The 20,352-nt window shown below is 65.0% G+C and carries 19 protein-coding genes and 1 tRNA gene; 12 read left to right on the plus strand and 8 right to left on the minus strand.

The features are described 5' to 3' along the window. Window positions 1-132 precede the first annotated feature (132 nt). Window positions 133-1,329, plus strand: a complete 1,197-nt coding sequence (locus tag G5A46_RS05590) for a MobA/MobL family protein (protein ID WP_163848084.1) — start codon at window positions 133-135, stop codon at window positions 1,327-1,329. Window positions 1,330-1,362: 33 nt separating this feature from the next. On the opposite strand, the gene G5A46_RS05595 is transcribed toward G5A46_RS05590, so the two are convergent. Together G5A46_RS05595 and G5A46_RS05600 are read right to left on the minus strand one after the other, a co-directional pair. After that, window positions 1,363-2,082, minus strand: coding sequence for a hypothetical protein (locus G5A46_RS05595; protein WP_163848086.1), 720 nt, complete (start codon window positions 2,080-2,082; stop codon window positions 1,363-1,365). A gap of 85 nt (window positions 2,083-2,167) precedes the next feature. Continuing rightward, window positions 2,168-3,004: a hypothetical protein gene (locus G5A46_RS05600; RefSeq protein ID WP_163848088.1), complete on the minus strand. Its 837-nt coding sequence runs from the start codon at window positions 3,002-3,004 to the stop codon at window positions 2,168-2,170. Between the two features lie 380 nt (window positions 3,005-3,384). Here G5A46_RS05600 and G5A46_RS05605 point away from each other — a divergent pair, with 380 nt between their 5' ends. Both G5A46_RS05605 and G5A46_RS05610 read left to right on the plus strand, forming a co-directional pair. Further along, window positions 3,385-3,753, plus strand: a complete 369-nt coding sequence (locus G5A46_RS05605) for a hypothetical protein (protein WP_163848090.1) — start codon at window positions 3,385-3,387, stop codon at window positions 3,751-3,753. Window positions 3,754-4,020: 267 nt separating this feature from the next. Continuing rightward, on the plus strand, window positions 4,021-4,383 hold the full coding sequence (locus tag G5A46_RS05610; protein ID WP_163848091.1) for a hypothetical protein: 363 nt from the start codon (window positions 4,021-4,023) through the stop codon (window positions 4,381-4,383). A gap of 113 nt (window positions 4,384-4,496) precedes the next feature. Here G5A46_RS05610 and G5A46_RS05615 read toward each other — a convergent pair. Further along, window positions 4,497-4,582, minus strand: a tRNA-Leu gene (locus G5A46_RS05615). Window positions 4,583-4,742: 160 nt separating this feature from the next. Between G5A46_RS05615 and G5A46_RS05620 the strand changes: the two genes are divergently transcribed. Beyond that, window positions 4,743-5,726, plus strand: a complete 984-nt coding sequence (locus tag G5A46_RS05620) for a complex I NDUFA9 subunit family protein (protein WP_163848093.1) — start codon at window positions 4,743-4,745, stop codon at window positions 5,724-5,726. 37 nt (window positions 5,727-5,763) lie between these two features. Here G5A46_RS05620 and G5A46_RS05625 read toward each other — a convergent pair whose 3' ends face one another. Continuing rightward, window positions 5,764-6,573, minus strand: coding sequence for an undecaprenyl-diphosphate phosphatase (locus G5A46_RS05625; RefSeq protein ID WP_163848095.1), 810 nt, complete (start codon window positions 6,571-6,573; stop codon window positions 5,764-5,766). Between the two features lie 217 nt (window positions 6,574-6,790). Here G5A46_RS05625 and G5A46_RS05630 point away from each other — a divergent pair, with 217 nt between their 5' ends. From G5A46_RS05630 to queG, 5 genes are all read left to right on the plus strand, one after another. Continuing rightward, on the plus strand, window positions 6,791-8,254 hold the full coding sequence (locus G5A46_RS05630) for an NAD(P)-dependent oxidoreductase (RefSeq protein ID WP_163848097.1): 1,464 nt from the start codon (window positions 6,791-6,793) through the stop codon (window positions 8,252-8,254). 79 nt (window positions 8,255-8,333) lie between these two features. After that, a complete protein-coding gene (gene gltB / locus G5A46_RS05635; RefSeq protein ID WP_163848099.1) occupies window positions 8,334-12,872 on the plus strand; it encodes a glutamate synthase large subunit in 4,539 nt (1,512 codons plus the stop codon). Window positions 12,873-12,974: 102 nt separating this feature from the next. After that, window positions 12,975-13,736, plus strand: coding sequence for a monofunctional biosynthetic peptidoglycan transglycosylase (gene mtgA, locus G5A46_RS05640; protein ID WP_163848100.1), 762 nt, complete (start codon window positions 12,975-12,977; stop codon window positions 13,734-13,736). A 55-nt stretch (window positions 13,737-13,791) separates the two neighbouring features. After that, entirely contained in the window at window positions 13,792-14,457 is a 666-nt protein-coding gene (fzlA, locus tag G5A46_RS05645; RefSeq protein WP_163848102.1) for an FtsZ-binding protein FzlA, read from the plus strand. Between the two features lie 4 nt (window positions 14,458-14,461). Next, window positions 14,462-15,538 carry a tRNA epoxyqueuosine(34) reductase QueG gene (queG, locus tag G5A46_RS05650; RefSeq protein WP_239520626.1) on the plus strand — a complete coding sequence of 359 codons (1,077 nt, stop codon included), beginning with the start codon at window positions 14,462-14,464 and terminating at the stop codon, window positions 15,536-15,538. Window positions 15,539-15,650: 112 nt separating this feature from the next. Here queG and G5A46_RS05655 read toward each other — a convergent pair whose 3' ends face one another. Together G5A46_RS05655 and G5A46_RS05660 are read right to left on the minus strand one after the other, a co-directional pair. Then, window positions 15,651-16,220 (minus strand): hypothetical protein, encoded by a 570-nt coding sequence (locus G5A46_RS05655; RefSeq protein ID WP_163848103.1) that lies wholly within the window; start codon window positions 16,218-16,220, stop codon window positions 15,651-15,653. A 374-nt stretch (window positions 16,221-16,594) separates the two neighbouring features. Next, complete coding sequence (locus tag G5A46_RS05660) at window positions 16,595-17,125, minus strand: hypothetical protein (protein WP_163848106.1); 531 nt, start codon at window positions 17,123-17,125, stop codon at window positions 16,595-16,597. Window positions 17,126-17,428: 303 nt separating this feature from the next. On the opposite strand from G5A46_RS05660, the gene msrB reads away from it, so the two are divergent. The 3 genes from msrB (at window position 17,429) to G5A46_RS05675 (ending at window position 18,882) form a co-directional block, all read left to right on the plus strand. Beyond that, window positions 17,429-17,875 carry a peptide-methionine (R)-S-oxide reductase MsrB gene (msrB, locus tag G5A46_RS05665; protein ID WP_163848107.1) on the plus strand — a complete coding sequence of 149 codons (447 nt, stop codon included), beginning with the start codon at window positions 17,429-17,431 and terminating at the stop codon, window positions 17,873-17,875. Continuing rightward, window positions 17,875-18,384, plus strand: coding sequence for a peptide-methionine (S)-S-oxide reductase MsrA (gene msrA, locus G5A46_RS05670; RefSeq protein WP_204318694.1), 510 nt, complete (start codon window positions 17,875-17,877; stop codon window positions 18,382-18,384). Before msrB ends, msrA begins: the two co-directional genes overlap by 1 nt. Window positions 18,385-18,474: 90 nt before the next feature. Continuing rightward, the gene (locus G5A46_RS05675) at window positions 18,475-18,882 is read left to right on the plus strand and encodes a (R)-mandelonitrile lyase (protein WP_163848112.1); all 408 of its coding nucleotides are present in this window, start codon (window positions 18,475-18,477) and stop codon (window positions 18,880-18,882) included. 23 nt (window positions 18,883-18,905) lie between these two features. Here G5A46_RS05675 and G5A46_RS05680 read toward each other — a convergent pair whose 3' ends face one another. After that, window positions 18,906-19,562, minus strand: coding sequence for a hypothetical protein (locus G5A46_RS05680; RefSeq protein ID WP_204318695.1), 657 nt, complete (start codon window positions 19,560-19,562; stop codon window positions 18,906-18,908). Continuing rightward, complete coding sequence (locus G5A46_RS05685) at window positions 19,555-20,148, minus strand: HupE/UreJ family protein (RefSeq protein ID WP_163848116.1); 594 nt, start codon at window positions 20,146-20,148, stop codon at window positions 19,555-19,557. The genes G5A46_RS05680 and G5A46_RS05685 overlap by 8 nt, the downstream gene beginning before the upstream one ends. Window positions 20,149-20,352: the final 204 nt, after the last annotated feature.

Below are 20,352 nucleotides of genomic sequence, written 5' to 3' on the forward strand. Positions count from 1 at the left end.
AGATTTCGTAGGATTTCCAACCTGACGAGCCGAAGGCTCGGAAGGCGCAATTACGCAAACTCCGTTTGCAGCGCGCCTGCCGCGGGCTTCTTGGCGTGGCGAGATCCTGGCCGGGGCCTGATCTCCCTCAGCATGAAACACGCTGCATGCCATTTTTCCATCTCGCCACTGACGCGTGGGAAGACCGCTGGTGCCGTCGCCCGGGCCGCCTACATCGCGCGCTGCCGCCTGCACGATGAGCGGACAGGGCAGACCTTTTCCTACGTGCGGCGCGGCGGGCTCTTGGCGGAAGGGGCTGTCAATTGGGTGACTGGTATCGAACGGCTCTGGAACGAAGCCGAGCGCGCTGAAACAAAGAGGAATGCGCGCATGGCGCGTGAGATCAAGGTGTCGATCCCGGCCGAGCTGCCGCTCGACGAGATGCGCCGGCTGGTTCACGGTTATTGCTGCAATCTCAAGGACAGATACGGACTGGCCGCGCAATGGGCGATCCACGCCCCGCGCTTTCACGACAGGTCGGACGGCCGGGAAGTAGAGCGTCGGTATCGGGCCGGGACTATCGATCAGGAAGAATACCTCAGAATCCTCGCAGACCCTGAACGAACCAACCTCAACTTTCATGCTCACATCCTCAAGTCCGTCCGGGAGAAGGATTCGGACACCGGATTCTTCGGGGAGAAGATCCACAGCCTTGACCGCGGACCAGGGCGTTCTTCCGAGTTTCGGGACATGCGGGGCGAGTGGGAAATTCGGACTAATGCTGCTCTGCAACGCGTAGGTTCTGATGCGCGGGTCGATCTGCGATCCAATGAAGAAATGGCGGCCGCGGGCGATGCGCCGGTAGGCTTGGTCGCACAGCCGCACGTCGGGCCTCAGGCAAGCCACGGTGCCGCGCCTCACTACGCTGGTCGCGTGAAGGCGCGGAAAGAGACCCAAGAGCATAACGCCGAAATTTGGATGGCCTGGGAGCAGCGCCGCGCTCTTGAACGGGAGCGGGCGCGGCTCGAGGCATCCGAAAGGATCGCGGCCGAGAGGGAGGCCGCGCGCAAGGTTGAGGCCGCGGCCGAGAGGCGCAAGATCGCTGATGCGAAGACGGAACAGGAGGCACGAGACGCCGCGCGGGAGGCGGTGCACAGCACATCCCTGCGGTCAGGATACGAGGACGTCATCGCTATGGCTCAGAGAGGCGAGAAGATGGAAATGCCCGAAGGTCAGGATGTCGAGATCGATCCAGAAACTTACGTGCGCGAGGTGTCGTACACTCCCTTCAAGAAAGCGATCAAGGTCCGACGCAAGGCGCCGGTCCGCGTCCGTACGAGGTCCGGCTGAGGGCGCAGGAGCGCCACTCCGCGCACCACGAATTTACCGAAAAAGGGCCTCATAAGTCCGCTGCCTCTGGGCAAGGACGATAGCCTCCTCCTCGGGCCAACTCCGGTATGCGAAGGGAATGAAGGGGGTGTATCCCTTCGCGATATCTTCATCCCACTCAGACCGTGCGTCCGCGCGCTCCTCCTCCAGGTCCGTTATGAAGCCGCTCGGCATCTTCTGCGCGTGGCGAAAGAGGCGGGCATGTTTGCTTTCGCCGCGGCGCAGCTCATGCTCCGTTTCGACGATCCGCCGGATCGCCAGCAAGCACACGTCCTCGAAGTCGACGGCCTTATAGGGTGCATACTCCGGGATCCTGCGGAGAAGGGCCTCGATCTCCCCGTCGGACAGCTGGAATGCTCGATGGCGCCTCTCGGTCAGAAACCTTTCGGCAGCGTCCTCCGCAATCCAGCGAAAGCAGCCCGAACGAAGGTCGTTCGCGCCTTGCTCAGGAGTGGCGAAGATCCTGATGGAGGAGACGAATTGCCTCGGGAACGGCGCCTTGCACTTCAGATTTTCACGCACGTTGACCTGTTTCAGATTGCCGTTTCCATGGAAGGTAAGAGAGCACAGGACGGGCACTCGGAAGTCATGACGGCCGAGCAGTCGACGCGCTTCTGCGAGGGTCATCGCGTCGTAGTCGCGCTGAAACGATCGGGCGGCAACGATCAGCTTCTGGGCCAGGTTCTCAGGCATGTGAGGTGTGGGGGCGATCATTTTCTTCTCCAGATGTTGGTGTCTGGGAAGGATTTGGAGTCGATCGCCGGCGCACGGAAATGCGCCGGCGTCGATTTCTCACGTGCTACTGGATGATGGTCTGGTGCCACTTGTGCGCGAGGGCTTCGGCGTTCAGCACGGACTTGGTCCCACCGGTGGGGATCTCGATGACACTCCGCGTTCCCGGTTGAAACTTGTATAGCGTGCCGCGCTCCCACTTCGTCTTCGTGGTCTGGATCTTGACCGCGACCTCGGAGACGAAGTCGTCGATCATGTCCTGGCGCGGTGCGATCAGGTAGCCATGGTCGAGTATCTGGCTCGTCCGGATTGCTGCGTTCACCCACGATCGGCTGGACTTGCACCACGGCACGCGCCACGGGTCCTGCACTGGTGGCTCCTGCGGGAGCAGTGAGCTTGGAGACGACTCAGGCTCGAGACGCATAGGAATACGTGGAAGCAGGAACCGGGGGCGATCCTTGCCGCCGTGAAGACACGTCAGCGAGAGAAAAATCAGGTCATGTAGGGTGCGGCATTGCCGGATCTGATCGGTGCGCATGACCGCGAATGCCGTCGTCGGAGTCGAAAATGTCGCGGAGAATTTCTTGTCGAGTTCGAACCGGAACACCCGTCCCTGAACGGTCGGGTTCTTCAGGATGTTCTGGTCGGCGAGCTCGAGGCACGCCGCGTGCACCCATCGGTTGTCCGTGGCCTTTTCCGGGCCAACGGCTGCGGCGAGGGTGCTCGTGCGCACGCTGTGTTCCTTGGAGAAGTGCGCAGGCACGAGTGCCATTTTGCCTCTGAGGGCAGTGTCGAGAACGTAGAGCAGGCCATGGACCAGGCGAAGGGCCAAAAAGCTGCGCTCGTGTTCGCACAGGAAATTCACGACGGGCGCGGGGACGACATAGGTATCATTTATGGGCATGGGGGCTCCAGCTTGAGGTTGCTCAGAGCAATTGGTCCCCGATGGACCCCGTCCAAAATGCAGGTCGCCCCGTTCAGATGCCGGATCGCCCCGTACCACCGTGCATGTGACCCCGGTCATCTGCTGGCTGAATCCGGATGCGGGGACCTGAGCAACTGAATGGGCGGCGTCGAATGGATGAACGTGACGTCCCAAAACCCGTTCTTGCTGACTGCGCAGCATGCCAAGTCTCGGAAATCGTTAAGCTTCAGAGAGGTTGAATTCTACTATACCCACAATTTTGGGAGAGATTGTATCTGGACGCGATTATCGAGGCGAAAAGCGTTCTCCAGTCTCGACGGCTCTTCTGTGTGAGAGCCGTCGAGACTGGAGAACGACAGATGGACTTCGAACCCGAATTGCTCTTCCGAAAGCCCGCGATCGCCGCGGATCTCGGACGGACTGCGGCATGGTGCCGACACATCCACCGCAACACCCCCATCTACAGCCTCGTCGCAGTGGCTTTCCTTGTCGATGGGAAAGCTATCGTCCTCGAGCCAAGGCTCGCAGAACGTGATGTCGAGTTCTGCGAGGCTCCCATCATCAGGACGGCCAGCATTGCCCTAAGTTCCATCGGGTATGCGACATCGCTGGCGGGATTTTCGAAGTGCTCTCCGGGCACGGTGGTCTTCGAGGCCCGTCTATCGGCCCATGAGCGACTGTCCGCGATCATGGAGTTCCAGAAGGGCGGGCTTGCCGGGGGTAAATAGCCCGATGGGCCTGCGCTGCTGTCGTGATCGGCCTTTGTTCGGAGGCCGCTCCCGAGAGCAGCGTAGCGGAGCCAAGACTACAAGAACTCAGAATTCGACCTGTCGCTAACGGACCGGAACATCCGGGCATGTCGAAACGGACCCGAGACGGCGTCCCTTCGTCGCGGATCCATTCCGCCGCGTCCTCCTGCGCGGCGGTCCTTGAAGTCCGGTGGATATTCCAAGGCGGCACTGTGCCGCCGGTCCCCGGCAAGAAGGAGGACCCGCATGGGTAAACTGCAAACCATCACCATGAACTCAGGCACTGGTGTGCCCAAGGACACCGCCATCCGACTGACCCAGGAGTTTCTTCGCCGCCATGGGAGCGGCCTCGATGATCTTCTCCGGCGATTTCCGGGCCTGCACGGCCCAGCGTTCCGGCAGGCCATCGAGGCGTGCTTCGCTCCGTCGGAAGCGGCCCCCGAACTCGCGATGGCGCTCGACGAGGCCGTCGACACGCTCCTCTCGCTTCAGAGCGAGGACTTCTACCCTCTTCCGGTCGACGCCGGCCGGCGGCTCCGGGTCGATGCGGGACTTCGGTGGTACGCGGCGCGGCTGCATGATCTTGCGCGTGCAGCCCGAAGGATGTGACCAGGCTGGCTGACCTACGATCTCTGTGTGGGGCGGATTGTGGGGCAGTTTTCGTGCTGCACCCGTCGAAAACCCCTGAAAATCAAGCATGCTTGGATTTCGGGGTTGACGAATGGTGCCCAGGAGAGGACTCGAACCTCCACGTCCTTGCGGACACTAGCACCTGAAGCTAGCGCGTCTACCATTCCGCCACCTGGGCAGGTGTCGTGAGGCAGGCGTATATGGGTGGGTGCCGGGGGTGTCAACGGCGATTTTCAGGATTTCTGCCGGGAATTGCTTAACGTCTTGCCGGTGGGCCGTTCCGAAGCTAGGAACACCCTCAGGAAGACTGGAAATTTGCGGATACCTGGAGGTTGGCCATGTCCAAGCTGGTCACGATTTTCGGCGGATCGGGTTTTGTCGGGCGTTACGTCGCGCGGCGGATGGCCAAGGACGGCTGGCGCGTGCGCGTCGCCGTGCGCCGCCCGAACGAAGCGATGTTCGTGCGGACCTATGGTGTCGTCGGGCAGGTCGAGCCGGTGTTCTGCAATATCCGCGACGATGCCTCGGTCGCGGAGGTTCTGAAGGGTGCGGATGCGGCGGTGAACTGCGTTGGTGTCCTGTCGGAGCGTGGCAAGAACGGGTTCGACGCCGTTCAGGCGGAGGCTCCGGGCCGGATCGCGCGGGCCTGCAAGGATCTGGGGGTGGCGCGTCTGGTGCATGTGTCGGCCATTGGCGCCGACGCCGAGTCGGATAGCGACTATGCCCGCACCAAGGCAGAGGGCGAAGCGGCCCTGCTGGAACATATGCCCGAGGCGATGATCCTGCGCCCCTCCATCATCTTCGGGCCGGAGGACGAATTCTTCAACCGGTTCGCCGGGATGGCGAAGATCACGCCGATCCTGCCGCTGGTGGGGGCCGGGACGACGTTCCAGCCGGTCTACGTGGATGACGTGGCCCAGGCCGCGCAGCTGGGTGCCGAAGGCCGTGCGCCGGGTGGTATCTACGAGTTGGGCGGCCCGGACACCGCGACCTTCCGCGCGTGGATGACCCGGATGCTGGGCGTGGTGCGGCGGCGCAAGCTGCTGCTGGGTCTGCCGTTCTGGGTGGCGCACCTGATGGCGATGGGGCTGGACGCTGTGCAATTCGTCAGCTTCGGGTTGATCCATAACGGAACGCTGACCCGGGATCAGGTGCGCAACCTGGCGCGGGACAACGTGGCGGATGGCAGCCAGCCGGGGTTCGACGCGCTGGGAATCGCCCCGGTCGCCGCGGAAACGGTGCTGCCAGATTACCTGTGGGTCTACCGCCCCTCCGGCCAATATTCCGAGATCAAGGATTCGGCGCGCAACCTTCGCGCCTGATCCCGCAAACCCGCGCGGGATCCCGCTGCCTGCGGGATCAGACGATCCCGTAGGCCCACAGCAGCAGCCCACCGCCCAGCAACATCCGGTAGATCACGTAGGGCGTGTAGCTGACCGACCGCAGCAGACGCATCATCAGTACCAGCGCCAGCATCGCCGCGCCGAATGCGAAGATCGCGGCGATCGCGCCGTCCCGGGCGGCCTGCGCGTCGGCATGGGCCACGACCTCGGCGCCCGCCAGAAGACCAGCGGCGATGATCGTCGGGATGGACATCAGCATCGACAGCTTGGCCGCCTCGCGCCGTTCGTAGCCCAGGAACAGCGCGGCGGTAATGGTGATGCCGGACCGCGAGGTGCCGGGGATCAGGGCGATGGCCTGCCACAACCCCATGATCCAGGCGTGGCGCGTCGTCCAGTCCCGCGCGCCGGCGCCGGTATCGCCACGCCGGTCGGCGACATAGAGGACAACGCCGAAGATCAGCATCGTCCAGCCGATTACCGCGACGGAGCGCAGGCTGTCGTCAAGTCCCGTCACCTTCAGCACCAGCCCGAACAGGATCACCGGGATCGTGGCGAGGATCAGCAGGATCGCCAGTCGCGCGCCTGTGCTGTCGGTCCGCCCGCGCAGCAGGCCGGGCAGAGCGCCAAAAACGCCGCGCATGTCCGGCCAGAAATAGATCATCACCGCAAACAGCGTGCCGACATGCACGGCCACGTCGATCACCTGCCCCTGATCCGCCATCCCGGTCAGCCCTGGCAGAAGAATCAGATGCGCCGAGGAGGAGACGGGCAGGAACTCTGTGATCCCCTGGATAACGGCTAGGATGAACAGGTGCAGAAGCGGCATGGCAAGGTTCCTTTGGCTCTGGCCTCTGAATAACGCATTGAAAAGCTGAGGGAAGGGCGGAGTTGGGTCCGAAGTGTCACCTAAATTCATCCCGAAAGCCGCGCGCAGCCCTCTGCGGGCGTCAGTAATCTTGCAAATAGGTCAGTTGTTCTGCCTTTTCATTCGCGCGGCCCTTGCGTAGAACGCCACTTGTACCGGAACGGGAAGGAGCTGCGCCGTGGCAAAGCAACCGATGTTGAAATTCGTGACTGTCGAACGGGATATGCCCGAAAAGCGCGAGGCAGGCGCGCGGAAGCAGGATTTCAACGAGATCTACGCCGAATATGCCGCCCGCAAGGCCGAAGAACAATCGGCACGGTGCAGCCAATGTGGTGTTCCCTACTGCCAAAGCCATTGCCCGCTGCACAACAACATCCCCGATTGGCTACGCCTGACCGCAACCAACCGGCTGGAAGAGGCCTACGAAGTGTCGCAGGCCACCAATACCTTTCCCGAGATCTGCGGCCGCATCTGTCCGCAGGACCGCCTGTGCGAAGGCAATTGCGTGATCGAGCAGTCGGGCCACGGCACGGTGACCATCGGCGCGGTTGAGAAATACATTACCGACACCGCATGGGACAAAGGCTGGGTCAAGCCCATCACCCCCGTGCAGGAGCGTGACGAAAGCGTCGCCATCATTGGCGCCGGCCCTGGCGGACTGGCGGCGGCGGACATGCTGCGCCGCGAAGGCGTGCAGGTCACCGTCTACGATCGCTATGACCGGGGCGGCGGGCTGATGACCTATGGCATTCCGGGGTTCAAGCTGGAGAAGGACGTGGTGATGCGCCGGATCGAGCTGCTGGAGAAATCCGGCGTCGAATTCGTGCTGAATTGCAACGTTGGCGAAGACCTGTCCTTTGACGCGATCCGGGGCAAGCACGACGCCGTGTTGATCGCCACCGGCGTCTACAAAAGCCGCGAACTGCCCGGTCCCGGTGCCGGATCGCAGGGGATCGTGCGCGCGATCGATTACCTGACCGCCTCCAACAAGGTCGGGTTTGGTGATGAAGTCGCGGAATACGAAAGCGGCGAGCTGAACGCCGAGGGCAAGAAAGTCATCGTGATCGGGGGCGGCGACACCGCCATGGATTGCGTGCGCACCGCCATCCGGCAGGGCGCCGAATCGGTCAAATGCCTCTACCGCCGCGACCGGGCGAACATGCCCGGATCCCAACGCGAAGTCGCCAATGCGGAGGAAGAGGGCGTCGAATTCGTCTGGCTGACCGCGCCCAAGGGCTTCACCTCCGGGGTGGACGAGCCGGGCGGCGCCGCCGACGGCGTGGTGCGCAGCGCCATGATCCAGCGGATGCGCCTGGGCGCGCCCGATGCCTCGGGCCGGCAATCGCCGGAACTGATCGAGGGCAGCGATTACGCCGAAGATGCGGATCTGGTGATCAAGGCCCTGGGGTTCGAGGCCGAAGACCTGCCCGCCCTGTGGAACCAGCCCGAACTTGAAGTGACCCGCTGGGGCACCGTGCGCGCCGAATTCGGATCGGGCCGCACCAGCCTGGATGGCGTCTATGCCGTGGGCGACATCGTGCGCGGCGCCTCTCTTGTCGTCTGGGCGATCCGCGACGGGCGCGATTGCGCCGCCGCGATCCTTCAGGATCTGGGCGCCGCCACCGTCATGGCGGCCGAATGAACCGGGCCGCCGCCCCGCGCGCAACGGCGCGCCCCGCCCCCCAAGACAGCCATCATTTCCTTTGTGAAGGAGACAAGCCATGACCAAGTACGATGCAAGCTGGGCCGCCGCCGAGGAAGCAAAGCGCAAGTGGATGGCCGAGAACGGCATGTATGCCGAGGAAGAGGAGCATTCCTCCTGCGGGGTCGGGCTGGTCGTGTCCATCGACGGCAAACCCAGCCGCAAGGTGGTGGAATCCGGCATCGCCGCGCTGAAGGCGATCTGGCACCGTGGTGCGGTGGATGCCGACGGGCTGACAGGGGATGGCGCGGGCATTCATATCCAGATCCCCGTTCCGTTCTTCTATGACCAGATCAAGCGGACGGGCCACGAACCCCGCAAGGACGAGCTGATCGCCGTGGGCCAGGTGTTCCTGCCGCGCACCGATTTCGGCGCGCAGGAGACCTGCCGGACTATCGTCGAGGCCGAAGTGCTGCGCATGGGCTATTACATCTATGGCTGGCGCCACGTTCCCGTCGATGTCGAATGTCTGGGCGACAAGGCCAACGCCACCCGTCCGGAGATCGAACAGATCCTTGTCTCCAACTCCAAGGGCGTGGACGAGGAAACCTTTGAGCGGGAGCTATACGTGATCCGCCGCCGGGTGGAGAAGGCATCGGCCGCCGCCGGGATCAACCATCTGTATATCGCCTCGCTGTCCTGCCGGTCGATCATCTACAAGGGGATGATGCTGGCCGAACAGGTCGCCGTCTTCTATCCCGACCTTCAGGACGAACGGTTCGAAAGCGCCTTTGCCCTGTATCACCAGCGCTATTCCACCAACACCTTCCCGCAATGGTGGCTGGCGCAGCCGTTCCGGATGTTGGCCCATAATGGTGAGATCAACACCATCAAGGGCAATTCCAACTGGATGAAAAGCCACGAGATCCGCATGGCCTCGGCCACGTTCGGAGACCTGGCCGAGGATATCAAGCCGATCATCCCGCAGGGGTCGTCCGACAGTGCCGCGCTGGACGCGGTGTTCGAGGTTCTTGTGCGCTCCGGCCGGTCCGCGCCGATGGCCAAGACGCTGCTGGTGCCCGAAAGCTGGTCCAAGCAGGCGCTGGAACTGCCGCAGGCCTGGCGGGACATGTATTCCTATTGCAACGGTGTGATGGAACCCTGGGACGGCCCCGCCGCCCTGGCCATGACCGACGGCCGCTGGGTCTGCGCCGGGCTGGACCGCAACGGCCTGCGCCCCATGCGCTATGTCGTGACCGGCGAAGGCCTGCTGATCGCCGGGTCCGAGGCCGGGATGGTCCCCACGGACGAGGCGACCGTGCGTGAAAAGGGCGCGCTTGGCCCGGGGCAGATCCTTGCGGTGGACATGAAGGACGGCAAGCTGTTCCACGACACGGAGATCAAGGACAAGCTGGCCGCCTCCCAACCCTTTGGCGACTGGGTGGGCAAGATCGTCGATCTGGACAGCGCCCTGGGTGCGGTGACGGAAACCGCGATCTATTCCGGTGCAGAGCTGCGCAAGCGTCAGATCGCCGCCGGCTACACGGTGGAGGATCTGGAACAGATCCTGTCGCCCATGGCCGAAGACGCCAAGGAATCGCTGGCCTCCATGGGCGATGACACGCCGTCGGCGGTGCTGTCGAACAAGTACCGCCCGCTGAGCCATTTCTTCCGGCAGAACTTCTCTCAGGTGACGAACCCGCCGATCGACAGCCTGCGCGAATACCGCGTGATGAGCCTGAAGACCCGGTTCGGCAACCTGAAGAACGTGCTGGACGAAAGCAGTGCCCAGACCGAAATTCTGGTGCTGGAAAGCCCGTTTGTCGGCAATGCCCAATTCGAAGAGCTGAAAGAGCATTTCAACGCCAACCTGGTGGAAATCGACTGCACCTTCCCCGCTGGCAGCGGCGAAGATGCCCTGCGCCAGGGGTTGGAACGTATCCGTGCGGAGGCCGAGGATGCGGTGCGCTCTGGCGGGGGCCATCTGGTGCTGACCGATCAGGCGCAAGGCCCGGATCGCGTGGCGATGCCGATGATCCTGGCGACCTCCGCCGTGCATTCCTGGCTGACGAAAAAGGGGCTGCGGACCTTCTGCTCCTTGGGTGTCCGCTCTGCCGAATGTGTCGATCCGCATTATTTCGCCGTTCTCATCGGCTGTGGTGCGACCATCGTGAACCCCTATCTGGCCGAAGACAGCCTGGCCGACCGCATTGATCGGGGCCTGCTGGACGGGCCCCTGACAGAAGCGGTCGCGCGCTACCGCGAGGCGGTGGATCAGGGTCTGCTGAAGATCATGTCGAAGATGGGGATTTCGGTGATCTCCTCCTATCGCGGCGGTCTGAACTTCGAGGCAGTCGGCCTGTCCCGCGCCATGTGTGCGGAATACTTCCCCGGCATGACCAGCCGCATCAGCGGTATCGGCGTCTCCGGCATCCAGAAGAAAGTTGAGACGGTACAGGCGCTTGGCTGGGGTGGCGGTCAGAACATCATGCCCATGGGCGGGTTCTACAAGGCGCGCAAGACCGGTGAGACCCACGCTTGGGAAGCACAGACCATGCACATGTTGCAGGCGGCCTGTGATCGCGGTTCGTTCGAGATCTGGAAGCAGTTTTCGGCCCGGATGCAGGCGAATCCGCCGATCCACCTGCGCGACCTGCTGGCGATCAAGCCGCTGGCCAAGGCGATCCCGATCGAGGAGGTGGAAAGCATCACCTCCATCCGCAAGCGTTTCGTGACGCCGGGCATGTCCCTGGGCGCCCTCTCGCCGGAGGCGCACAAGACGCTGAACGTGGCGATGAACCGCATCGGCGCCAAGTCTGACAGCGGCGAGGGCGGCGAGGATCCGGCGCATTTCGTACCTGAACCCAACGGCGACAACCCGTCGGCCAAGATCAAACAGGTCGCATCGGGCCGCTTCGGCGTGACCGCTGAATACCTGAACCAATGCGAAGAGCTGGAGATCAAGGTCGCCCAAGGCGCCAAGCCAGGCGAGGGCGGTCAGCTGCCCGGCATGAAGGTCACCGACCTGATCGCCCGGCTGCGCCATTCGACCAAGGGCGTGACCCTGATTTCGCCGCCGCCGCACCATGACATCTACTCGATCGAGGATCTGGCCCAGCTGATCTACGACCTCAAGCAGATCAACCCCACGGTGAAGGTCACGGTGAAACTGGTCGCCTCTTCGGGCGTTGGCACCATCGCGGCGGGCGTGGCCAAGGCCAAGGCGGACATCATCCTGATCTCGGGCCACAACGGCGGCACCGGGGCGTCCCCCGCGACGTCGATCAAGTTTGCCGGCCTGCCCTGGGAAATGGGCCTGACCGAGGCGCATCAGGTGCTGGCGATGAACAACCTGCGGTCGCGCGTGACGCTGCGGACCGACGGCGGGCTGCGCACAGGCCGCGACATCGTGATGGCCGCGATGATGGGGGCCGAGGAATACGGCATCGGCACCGCCGCCCTGATCGCCATGGGCTGCATCATGGTGCGCCAGTGCCAGTCCAACACCTGCCCCGTCGGCGTCTGCACCCAGGACGAGGCGCTGCGCGGCAAGTTCACGGGCAATGCCGACAAGGTGGTTAACCTGATCACCTTCTATGCCTCCGAAGTGCGCGAGATCCTGGCCTCCATCGGGGCGCGGTCGCTGGACGAGGTGATCGGCCGGGCCGATCTGCTGCATCAGGTCAGCCGTGGTGCGGATCATCTGGATGATCTGGACCTGAACCCGCTGCTGATCACTGTCGATGGTGCCAAGGACATCGTCTACAACCGGGACAAGGACCGGAACGCCGTGGACGATACCCTGGACGCAGAGATCGTGCGCGACGCCGCGCGGTTCCTGCGTGATGGCGAGAAGATGCAACTGTCCTATGCCGTGCAGAACACGCACCGGACCGTCGGCACCCGGACCTCCAGCCACATCGTGCGGAAATTCGGGATGCGCAACGCGCTGCAACCCGACCACCTGACGGTCAAGCTGACGGGATCGGCCGGGCAATCGCTGGGCGCTTTCGCCGCGCCGGGCCTGAAGATCGAAGTTTCGGGCGAGGCCAACGATTACGTCGGCAAAGGTCTGTCGGGCGGCACCATCGTGGTGCGGCCGTCGATGGCCAGCCCGCTGGTCGCCTCGGCCAACACGATCATCGGCAATACCGTCCTTTACGGCGCGACCGACGGACACCTGTTTGCCGCCGGTCGGGCGGGCGAACGCTTTGGCGTGCGCAATTCCGGCGCCAAGGTGGTGATCGAGGGCTGCGGCTCCAACGGGTGCGAATACATGACCGGTGGTGTCGCGGTGATCCTGGGCTCCATCGGGCCGAATTTCGGCGCGGGGATGACCGGCGGCATGGCTTATCTCCATGATCCCGAGGAGCTGGCCCAGACCATGCTGAACCACGAGACACTGGTGACCTGCGATGTCACGGTGGATCATTGGCAGCAGCAATTGCGCGGGTTGGTCGAACGTCACGCTGCGGAGACGGGCAGCCGCAAGGCCGCCGACATCCTTCAGCATTGGGATGTGGAGCTGGGCAATTTCGTCCAGGTCTGCCCCAAGGAGATGCTGGACAAGTTGGCGCATCCGCTCTCGCAGGAGGCCAGCGCCGTCCCGGCGGAGTGACCCGCGCCACAAGAGCGAAGATCAAAGGGGGGCCGATGGTCCCCCTTTTTCATGCACGTTTCCCGTTTGCCCCGTGACCGGGCAGCAGCATATAGAAGACGGATGGCGAGACAGGCGAAAAAGAGCACGGCAAAGGGCCGAAAACCGGCGCGGAAATCGGCCCGCAAGCCAACTCGCAAGGTGGGCGGCGTGCGGCCGTTTCACTGGCTGCTGGGGTGGGCGCTGCGGATCGTGCTGGTGGTGGCGCTGCTGTTCACCGGGCTGGTCGCGCTGAACGCCGTGGTGAATCCGGCCGGCGGGGTCTACATGCTGCGCGAACGGCTGCGATTGGGAGAGATCGACCGCCAATGGGTCGATCTGCAAGACGTGGCGCCGGTGGTCGCGCGGTCGGTGGTGGCGGCGGAGGATGCGAATTTCTGCACCCATTGGGGGTTCGACATGTCGGCGATCCGGCTGGCGATTGCCGATGGCGGGCGGCGCGGCGGCTCTACCCTGACGCAGCAGGTGGCCAAGAACCTTTATCTCTGGCACGGTCGCAGCTATGTCCGAAAAGCGGCTGAGGCGGTGATCACGCCGATGATCGAAGGGTTCTGGAGCAAGCGGCGCATCGTCGAGGTGTACCTGAACATTGCCGAATTCGACGAAGGCGTGTTCGGGATCGAGGCGGCGTCGCACCATTATTTCGGAGTCACTCCGGCAAAGCTGACGGATGTGCAGGCCGCACGTCTGGCGGCGATCCTGCCGTCCCCGCAAAGCCGGTCGGCATCGCAACCGGGGGAATATGTCCGGCGGCAATCCGCCCGGATTCGCGATGGCGCGGCGACGATTGCCCGCGATGGCCGCGCCGCCTGTTTCGAGGATTGAATTTCGCCCCGACGGGCGGCACATACACAGTGTTTCGAGGTTACATCAGCAGACTATGGCCGAGCTTTTCCACGTCCCCCTGTCCCCTTTCTGCCGCAAGGTGCGGCTGTCGCTGGCCGAGAAGAAGATCGAGGTCAAACTGATCGAGGAACGCTATTGGGAGAAGGATCCCGCCTTCCTGCGCCGCAACCCTGCCGGGAAGGTGCCGGTGCTGAAGATCGACGGCCATGTCCTGAGCGAAAGCGCCGCGATCTGCGAATATCTGGAAGAAGTGCATCCCGAACCTTCGCTGATGCCCTCCGAACCGCTGGCCCGCTTCGAGGTGCGGCGCCTGGTGGCGTGGTTCGACGACAAGTTCCATCACGAGGTGACGTCGAAGCTGCTGTACGAGCGGGTGAACAAGAAGGTGATGAAGCAGGGCTTTCCCGACAGTGGCAACGTCAAGGCCGGCGCCAAGGCGATCAAGTATCACCTGGATTACATGGCCTGGTTGCTGGATCACCGCCGCTGGCTGGCCGGTGACCGGATGACGCTGGCCGATTTCGCGGCCGCCGCGCATCTGTCGTCGCTGGATTACATCCGCGATGTGGATTGGAACCGCAGCGACGTGGTGAAGGATTGGTATGCCAAGATCAAGTCGCGCCCCGCGTTCCGCAATATCCTGATGGACAATGTCGCGGGCTTCCCGCCGCCGGCGCATTACGCCGACCTGGATTTCTGATCCGATGGGCGCCGCGCGCCGAACTTCCGCGCCGATGGCCCCGGCAGAGCTGAAAACCGCGCTGGTGGCCCAGGCGGGGGCCGAAGGGTTCGACGCCTGCCGCATCTGCCGCCCCTGGGACGTGCCGGAGGTGCCGGCCCGGCTGGACGCCTTCCTCGATGCGGGACGGCACGGGCAGATGGGGTGGCTGGAGGACCGGAAACACTGGCGCGGCGACCCCGCCGCCCTGTGGCCGGAGGCCCGGTCGGTCATCATGCTGGCCGAAAGCTACACGCCGACGCATGATCCGATGGCGGTGCTGCAACGGCCCGAACATGGGGCGATTTCGGTCTATGCCCAGAACCGCGATTACCACGATCTGGTGAAGAAACGCCTGAAACGGTTGGCGCGCTGGTTGTTGGCCCAGGCGGGCGAGCGCGAGGCCGTGAAGGTCTTTGTCGATACCGCGCCGGTGCCGGAAAAGCCGCTGGGCCAGGCCGCCGGGCTGGGCTGGCAAGGCAAGCATACAAACCTGCTGGGCCGGGGGCTGGGCAATTGGTTCTTCATCGGGTCGGTCTTTACCACCGTGGACCTGCCCGCCGACCCGGCGGAGCAGGAGCATTGCGGGAGCTGCCGCAAATGCCTGGACATCTGCCCCACGGATGCGTTTCCGGCGCCTTTCCAGCTGGATGCGCGGCGCTGCATTTCCTACCTGACGATCGAACACAAGGGCCCGGTGGATCCTGAGTTGCGCGCCCTGATGGGCAACCGCATCTACGGTTGCGACGATTGCCTGGCGGTCTGTCCGTGGAACAAGTTCGCGCAGGACGCCCGGGAGGTCCGCTACGCCGCCCGCGACGATCTGAAGGCCCCGGCGCTGGCCGAACTGGCGGTGCTGGACGATGCCGCGTTCCGGGCGCGGTTCTCAGGTTCCCCGATCAAGCGGATCGGGCGCGACCGTTTCGTGCGCAACGTGCTGTATGCCATCGGCAACAGCGGGGCGGCGCGACTGCGGCCCGTAGCCCAATCCCTGGCGCAGGATCCTGCTGAAGAGGTCGCGGATGCCGCCCGCTGGGCGGTGGCGCGGCTGGACGCGGGGTAACCCACGGCCCGGTCACACGGATCGAACCAAAACGCGCCCGGCCCCGATGGGTGCCGGACGCGCCAGGTTCAGCCGGGCGGGCGGAGCCGCCCGGCTGCCGCTGCAAGATCTGTCATTCGTTTTCGCAGTTTTCGTCCCCCGTCGAGCAGAGCAGGACGGAATTCCGGGCGGTCGTGCCCGCTGCCTGGGCCGTACCCTCGCCGATCAGGGTGGAGCCGGGAGCGGTGTTGTCGGCCACGGCGGTGGTCTCCGTGGTGGTGGTGGTGGTGCCGTCGGTCGTCGTGCCGCCGGACGTGCCGGTCCCGGTGCCATTCCCGGCGGTCTGCCCGCCCGTGGTGCCGCCATCCGTGCTGCCGCCGATCGTGGCGCCGGCATCGGCATTGGCGGTCACGCCGCCGCCAGAGGACGCATCGCCGACATTGGCGGTCACATCTGCGCCGGCGACATTGCTGCCGCCGTTGCCCGACGCGCCACCGACGGTGACGCCGGCATCGGCGCTGGTGGAATGGCCGACACTGGCGCCGACATCGGCGACGCTGTCACCACCCAGCCCGACGCTGACATCCGCCCCGGCGATATCGCCGACACTGGCGCCGACATCGGCGGAAACGGAGCCTGCATAGGCCGGGCTGGTCAGCGCGGTTGCGGCGAGAATGGCGAAAAATCTGGTGCCATGGGTCATGAGAAGGGCCTCCTTTTGCAAATGCCTTCGAGGTATGCAAGGAGAACGACGCGAGATGGCGTCAGGTTTCCGGCCTTTTTTGCTATGGCCGACTGACTGCGACGGCGCGGCATCGGCGCCTCCCGACATCCCGGTTCCGGCGGGCGCCGTGGCGCCAATTGCGCAGCCTGCCCAACGGGTTTCCGGCGGCCGACGTGTGGCCGCCCGATCGGCGCGGTTTCGCCGGTTTCGGTGAGCGCCCGGCAAGATTCCGCCGCGCGATGGTCCCGGCGGAAAGCGCGGGAGCGGTCCCGGCACGAAAAAACCCCCGCACGGCCCATGACACATGCGGGGGAGAAACGCCCGGTCGATCCGGGTGTTCTTTGCGAAACCGATCAGGAGCGGTCGTCGACCAGAACGGAGACGGAACCTTCGGCGGTCTGCCAGACGCTGACCACGTCTTCCGAGCTGTAGCCCTCGGCTTCCAGCGCGGCCATCAGGTCGGCATTGGCGTCGATCTGCTCCCGCATGCTGGTCAGTTCGCCGCCGAATTCATTGGTCACGGCGTCCAGGCTGTCCTGGTTCACGTTCATTTCGGACACGGTCACGGTATCCACCGCAACGCCGTCTTCCAGGCCTTCGATGTCGACATTGGCGCCGGCGCGCAGCGTGGTGGCGCCCTCGGTGGCGGTGCCGGTTTCGCCGGTCGCGTTCAGGTCGCTATCGGCGCCGACCTGGGCAGTGGTGTCGGACCCTGCGGTGACGCCGGTATCGACGCCCGCGCCGACGGAAGCGCCGTCTTCATTGGCGGTGACATCTGTGTTCACGTCAGCGCCCAGACCGGCCTCGGCCTCGGCCAGCGCGGCGGTGGAAACGGATGCTGCGAGGATCGCGGCAACGCCGAGCGGCTTGAAACGGAAGGTCATGTGGATCTCTCCTTTGATCGTGTGTGTCGGCGAGCCTCTCCTCGGGCGCCGCCTGTGACAGGGACATAAGGACCGGGGCAGGAATGGGATCCCCCGGCGGTGGGGTTTGCGCAATCCGCGCGGGGATCTGCTTGTCCCGGCGCAAAACGCGTGAAATCCTGCGCGGGAGACCGCCAGTTCCATTGCCCTTGGATTGCCGCTGCGGCATCTGGCTGAAACCTGCCGGTGGATCACCGTTGCGCGACGGGTCTTTTTTTCGGATCCGAACCCGCCACATCATGGGAAAGCAGACAAGGAGTAGCCATGGCTGACTATCGCAAGACCGAAGAGGCGCTGGCCCGGCTGACGCCCGAAGAATACCGTGTCACTCAGGAAAGCGGCACGGAACGCCCCGGCACCGGCCCCTTGCTGGAGAACAAGCGCAGCGGGCTTTATGTCGACGTGGTGTCGGGGGAACCGCTGTTCGCCTCGGCAGCCAAGTATGAAAGCGGCTGCGGCTGGCCCAGCTTCGTCAAGCCGGTGGAGGCCGACAACGTGGTCGAAATCGAGGACCGGACCCTGGGCATGGTCCGTACGGAGGTCCGGTCAAAGCACGGGGACAGCCATCTGGGCCATGTCTTTCCCGACGGTCCGCGCGACCGCGGCGGGCTGCGCTATTGCATCAACAGCGCCGCGCTTCGCTTCATCCCCAAGGCGGAGATGGAGGCCGAGGGCTACGGCGCCTATGTCGATCAAGTGGAGGATTTGTGATGAGCGAAGAACGTGCCGTATTGGCGGGAGGGTGTTTCTGGGGGATGCAGGATCTGATCCGCAACCTGCCCGGCGTCACCGCGACCCGCGTGGGCTATACCGGGGGGGACGTGCCGAATGCGACCTATCGCGACCACGGCACCCATGCCGAGGGGATCGAGATCCTGTTCGATCCTGAAGTCATTTCCTACCGGCGGCTGCTGGAAGTGTTCTTTCAGATCCACGATCCGACGACGCTGAACAGGCAGGGCAATGACCTGGGGCTTAGCTACCGGTCCGCGATCTATTATGTCGACGCGGCGCAGAAACAGGTGGCAGAGGACACGATTGCCGATGTCGATGCCTCCGGGCTCTGGCCCGGCAAGGTCGTGACGGAGGTTGAGCCGGCCGGCGATTTCTGGGAGGCGGAACCGGAGCATCAGGATTATCTGGAGCGGTTCCCCAATGGCTACACCTGCCATTTTCCGCGCCCGGATTGGGTGCTGCCCCGGCGCGATGCGGCTGAATGATCCGCGCGGTCGCCCGGATGACGTGACGACAGGCCCGCCCCGGCTGTGGGGGCGGGTCTTTTCACATGAATTACGCGAATGGAGAACAGGATGGAGATTTCCCGCAACGGCAGCCGCCCTTCGCGCCAGGCCCCGGCAGAATGGTTCACCGGGCGGGTGCGCATGGACCCCGTCGCCGCTCCGCCCGCCCCGGCGCGGGTGCAGGCCGCGCTGGTCACCTTTGAACCCGGCGCGCGGACCAATTGGCACCATCACCCCCTGGGCCAGACGCTGCATGTCACCGCTGGGATCGGTCGCGCGCAGATCGAGGGCGAACCGATCCAGGAGATCCGCCCCGGTGATGTCATCTGGTTCCCGCCCGGCGTGCGCCACTGGCATGGCGCCGCGCCTGACGTGGCGATGACCCACCTTGCCATTCACGAGGCGCTCGACGGTCGCACCACCGATTGGGAAGAGCCGGTGACCGATGCCCAATATGGCGGGCCGGTGGGCGGGTAGGCCCCGCCGGTCGCCCGCGCGGTCTACCCCCGCAGGGTAAAGGCCAGCATCAGCAGCAGAATGGCGGCGATCCAGCTGGCCGCGACGCGCAGGGCGATGGCGCGCCAGCCGCCCGTGCCCTGCATCACCAGCCGCGCGGCTCCGCCCACCGTCATCGGCAGCAGCAGCGCGGCGAACAGCACGCCCAGCAGCAATGTGACCGGCAGCGCCGACAGATCCTGCCCGTGCAGCAGGCTGCTCAGGCTCAGCCCGCCGGTGGTCAGCGCCAGAACCGCCAGCGCCGGACGGGGCAGGCGGTTGGGCACCAGTGCGGCAAGGGCGGCGAGAACGATCCCGAACCCCATGGCAGCGGGTGCCGTGCCCTCGCCCAACCGCGGAGCCAGCAGCAGGGCCAGCCCGGCCCCGGCCAGCAGCAGGGGCATCACGCGGGGCAGGGCCTCGGCCCGGTGCAGAACGGCCAGCAGGGCCAGCGCCACCAATGGCAGCAATACTTCCGGATAGAGCAGGACGGAACCGGCTCCCTCGGTAAAGGCGTCGTAGCTGTCGGATCCGGCGGCAAAGGCATGCGCCGACACCCGGCGCGGCGCCAACGCCCCGCCCCCGGCGCCGGTCAGCAGCAGGGCCGGGGACAGCGCCGGGCGCAGGGTGGTCAGACGGAACCCGCGCAAGAGGTCAGGCAAGGCCCAGAAGGAACGCACCGCCCACGGCCGCGATCAGTCCGCCTGCGGCCCGTTGGACCACCCGCCCGGTGGCGGAACCGCCCAGGGCGCCCAGCCCGATGCCGACCAGATGCAGCAGCCCGGTGCCGATGACGAAGCCGACGCCATAGGCCACCGGGTTGGCAGCCACCGGCAGTTCGGTGCCATGGGCATGACCATGGAAGATCGCGAAGGCGCCGACGATCACCGCAGCGACGCCGATCGGCGCGCGCACGGCAAAGGCGACCAGCAGGCCCAGCACCACACCCGACAGCGCGATCCCCGTCTCGACCGCCGGAAGCGGCACGCCCAGCACCCCGGCCGCGCCGCCCAGGGCCATCACCATGGGAAAGACCACCGGCAGCACCCAAAGCGCCGGCCGGCCCAGCACCGCCCCCCACAGGCCGACGGCCACCATGGCGACCACGTGGTCCCAGCCCAGGATCGGATGGGTGAACCCGCTGAGAAACCCGCCCGACACGCCTTCGCCGGTATGGGCCTGGGCTGTTGCCGCAAGCAGGATCAGCGGCAGCGCCGCAACAAGGGGTCTGGTCAGGGCCTGTGGCATCTCGGTTACTCCGTGCTGGGCGCGGCGGGCGCGCATTTGCCCCTGACCTTGGGCGCCCGGCGGGCCAAGGTCAATCCTGCCGCGCCGCGCAGGGCCCCGCACAGGGCCGCCCGCGAGGCGGGGCACAGGCCGGATGTCGCAAGGCTGGCGTTGCGATTGACCTCTGCGGCGCAGGGGCAGAGAACGGAATGGCAGCAACGGACA

This window comes from Pseudooceanicola aestuarii (assembly GCF_010614805.1).
Lineage (GTDB): Bacteria > Pseudomonadota > Alphaproteobacteria > Rhodobacterales > Rhodobacteraceae > Pseudooceanicola > Pseudooceanicola aestuarii.